The following is a 4,055-nucleotide window of genomic DNA, read 5'->3' on the forward strand; positions in this document are numbered from 1 at the left end:
CGTCTTGCTCATGGTGTCTCCGGTTCGGAGCGACAGTGTCGCTCATGAGTCGGTTACACAAAAATTCGTACACCCTCCAATCGGATACGGCGCAATTGCAGCGTGATAACGACTATCTGCGCGACAGCAAGGCTGATCTTGAAAGGGAAGTGGCTGAGCTACGCCCTGAGCGGGATGAGCTGCGTCGTGAGTTGAGCAGTAAGCGTGTCGCGTCTACAGAGCTTGAGGCTGTCGCACGTGAGAAACGCGTTCTGGAGCAACACAAGAATACGCTCGCGGTGCACATTGATGACCTGGAAAGTCGCATCGAGCAGCTGACCAGTGCGCAGAAGACCCAGACGCCATTCCCGGCCATGTCGCTGATGGATAGCGAGCGTGATTACCGGGCGCGTATGGATCTGGATGAAGTGCCTGATCTCGAGACATTTGCCTCGCAGTTGCAGCACCGGATTGCTAAAGCTGAAAAGTATGTAGAACTGTTCTATCCGATCGAGGATATCCGGGTACTGCTGGGTGGTTTGGCCATGAGCCAGCTGCATGTCTTCCAGGGTATCAGCGGGACCGGTAAAACCAGTTTGGCCAAGGCTTTTGCCAAAGCGATGGGGGGCTTTTGCACCGATATCGCGGTGCAGGCCGGCTGGCGTGATCGCGACGATCTGCTTGGTCATTACAATGCTTTCGAGCGACGCTTCTACGAGAAGGACTGCTTACAGGCGCTATACAAAGCGCAGACGCCGCGCTGGGAGGATACCTGCAACATCATCTTGCTGGATGAGATGAACCTGTCGCGCCCTGAGCAGTATTTTGCCGAGTTCCTCTCTGCCCTGGAGAAGAACAACCCGGATGAGCGATTGATCAGCCTCTCGGAAACGTTGTTGTCCAATGCCCCTGCGATGCTGGGCGAGGGGCGCAAGATCAGGGTACCGGCCAATGTCTGGTTTATTGGTACTGCCAACCACGATGAAACCACCAATGAGCTGGCGGACAAGACCTATGATCGTGCTCATGTAATGACTCTGCCCAAGCAGGATAAGCGCTTCACGATCAAGCCGTTTGAGCCGGCCAACTACTCTTATCGTTCCTTGCGCAAGGCATTTGGCAAGGCACGTGCTGAGCACAAGGAGGAGGTCATCAAGCTGCTGAAGGACTTGACCGGCGATGCCTTCACCGAACAGTTGGGCAGCCAGTTTGAGCTGGGCTGGGGGAACCGCTTTGAAAAACAGGCGCTGGATTTCATCCCTGTCATGCTGGCCTGCGGGGCTTCTTCGGGGGAGGCGCTCGATCACTTGCTGGCCACGAGAATCATGCGTCCTGGCAAAGTGACCGGCCGCTACAACGTTTCTGCCGAGACGCTGCGTAATCTTAAGGGCGCTCTGGAGGAGTTCTGGATCAGCGCTGATCTGGCGGGTGATCCGCGTAAGTCTATGGAGCTGTTGGAGGCTGATATTCGTCGCTTGGATGGGCGTAGCTGATGTGGATTGATCGTTTTACTGGTGAGCAGTGCCGGCACTTGCCGGCCCTCATCCAGCCCGGTCGCTATCAGTCTGTGGGTGACGGGCCTGCGTTCAATGGACATACACCGGTATTTACGGGTGTGTTGGTGAGTGATGGGAACCAGCGCTGTCAGTTGGGTGATGAGGCTTGCAGTTTTACGCCGTCGCAAAAAAGTCTGGCGGCGGCAACGGAATTGCTGAGCAAGGTCATTACGACTATTGATGCCGAGGCGCTGCAGGCGCCTTTGATGTCCCCTCTGATGCCCGCTTCCATCATTGATGCCAAGAGCCATCTGCAGCCTTTTGAGGAGCAGCTTCTGGATGTGGTGAAGCAAGGGCATCTGCATCACATCTCGCAGCGTCCGCGCCTTGATCTTCATTATGAGGATGAGGTGGCTGATATCGGGCGCGCACGCCGTTTGGCAAAAGGGGCTTTGGTGCATCTGGCCTCGCACTCGGAGTGCTGGCAGCGGCAGACCTTGAGTGGTGTGATCCCCAAAAAGGTACTGGCTCGCTTCAGTGAGGATGATTACGGCATCTATGAGAATTGTGTTTATGCTCGCTTATTAGACAAGATCGAGCTCTACCTGCGTGTGCGCCTGGCGGAGCTGCGGGGGGTGCAGGAAACGCTGGATCAAGCCCTACGTTTCTATGAGTCGGAGAATGTCCATCATCGTTTGCGCGACGAGATTTGCCGGTTATGGGGGCAGACATTCAACGAAGCGCAAACCAGCAGTGCATCTAAGTTGCTCGGCGAGACGCATGCGACTCTTGAGCGCCTGCATCGAACGATTGTGGGACTGCAGCAGGGTGGCCTTTACCTGCTGGTCAGTCGGCAGGCTCAGGTAACAGGTGCGCTACATCTGACGAATATTCTCAGTCACGACCAACACTATAGGCATCTGGCGATTTTGTGGGATCTCCTGGCCAAGGCGACGCAGGCAGATCGTGCTGCACCCGAAGAGCGTTTAAGGAAGAATCAGTACTTCGCTGCTGCCTATTCAAGCTATGCAGGCTTGGTTATGAGGCATGCACTGTTTCCTTATCTAAATGGTAAGGATGAGGGTGTCTGGGCTGGTAGGCGCATACGAATTCAGCAGGCAGGGCTGGAGTGGCAACTGGTGAGTTCGTCTCTGGTGGGGATGGAACCGGGTGCGCCTCTGCTCACTATCGTGCCCTGGTTCAGTGATGCGCCTCAGTTTGAGGTTAACCTGCAGAGCGAAAACCGATTTATCGCCTGGCCCGCAATCGGTCTGGAGATTGGTGCGACTGCCTGCCTGGGTCAGTGGATACCGCTGTCACCATCGGACATGTACTGCATCGAGCGCTTTGGCCTGCTGGTAGACCAGGCGCTTTGCCGTATGGCTCTGCGTTCTTATGGTCAGGTGTTGAGCAAAATTTCGAAAGAGGTGCTGGCCAAGGCTGGGCATTTCTCGGGAGTTAAAATCAATCCAGAACGCCATGAACTGAGTGTCACTGAGGCCTTGCCTGGTGAGGCAGTTGCTGTGCTCAAGGACGCATTAATCACCTCGAACTCAACTCAGCAAGCGGTAGATTTGGAGTGCCATAACCAGGCGATTCTTTCTTTAGAGAAATGCCCTGTTTGCACTGCCAGTGCTCGCTTGGTTTTCCAGAGCCCTGCAGGGTTTAGGGCATACTGTAAGGCCTGTCGTACTGAGCGTTACTTGCGGCGGCAAGGACGAGCTTTTGTATTTGAACAGGTGCTTCATGAGCGTATTGCGGGCTTCTCTGTGACCGGTCGAAGGGCGTTCTCTGTGGACATATAGGGTGGCCCACCAAAGACGAGCTTGCACAAAACCCAGGGCGGTTCAGTCGCCCGATGGCACACCGCGAGCTTTAGAAGTTTTGTTAAGTGGCCGCGCGATGCGGGAACGCCGCTTCTGGGCAGAAGGTAGCTCCAGTAGAGCTTGGGCTGTGCCGATCTGCTCAGGGACTTTTGCGGGGAATCGTTGAAAACCGTTGGATAGAATAGAGCAGTGGCTGCAGCGAGCGCTCATAAAATATTCTAATAAAATCAATGCTTTATAAGCTAGACCTCCGGCATGGGGTGCAAGGGGTCGAGTGTTCGAATCACTCCGTCCCGACCAAAAAACCCTAGAAAATCCAGTCACTTAACGGTGTCTGGATTTTTTTATGCCTGCGAGTTTTTGAGTTAATGTCACAAACCTATTTCTGGTGCCCGTTTGGTGCCCGTTTGTGCTTAACACGGTAACGGGCTCACTTTTTCGCAGCCGTTGTTGGCTCGCTTAAGTGAAGGTGCCTCTCCTGGGTTGTCCTGTCGAACTGCTGCGTATCGGAAGGTTGCGCCAAGCTGGCTCGGCTCAGCCGAAGTGGATAATGTTTGCAGGCTAATCGCAGGCAAAAAAAGATCTTTCATTCAAATGCGTTACGCGGCAACAACCCCATGCAGAGGCTAAGCGCCGAGGCCGTTCAAGGGTGTGCCTGTGCATTCGTTTTCTAGACCGAGGGTGTACGAATTTTTGTGTAACCGACTCATGAGCGACACTGTCGCTCCGAACCGGAGACACCATGAGCAAGACG

2 protein-coding genes are annotated in these 4,055 nt (G+C 54.6%); both read left to right on the forward strand.

Annotation, left to right across the window (positions count from 1 at the left end):
* The first annotated feature begins 44 nt into the window (after nucleotides 1–44).
* A complete protein-coding gene (locus EGJ86_RS24710; RefSeq protein WP_256672513.1) occupies nucleotides 45–1,472 on the forward strand; it encodes an AAA family ATPase in 1,428 nt (475 codons plus the stop codon).
* On the forward strand, nucleotides 1,472–3,280 hold the full coding sequence (locus tag EGJ86_RS24715; protein WP_256672514.1) for a hypothetical protein: 1,809 nt from the start codon (nucleotides 1,472–1,474) through the stop codon (nucleotides 3,278–3,280). The genes EGJ86_RS24710 and EGJ86_RS24715 overlap by 1 nt, the downstream gene beginning before the upstream one ends.
* Nucleotides 3,281–4,055 lie beyond the last annotated feature (775 nt).

The organism is Pseudomonas sp. o96-267, from assembly GCF_003935465.1.
Taxonomy (GTDB): domain Bacteria; phylum Pseudomonadota; class Gammaproteobacteria; order Pseudomonadales; family Pseudomonadaceae; genus Aquipseudomonas; species Aquipseudomonas sediminis.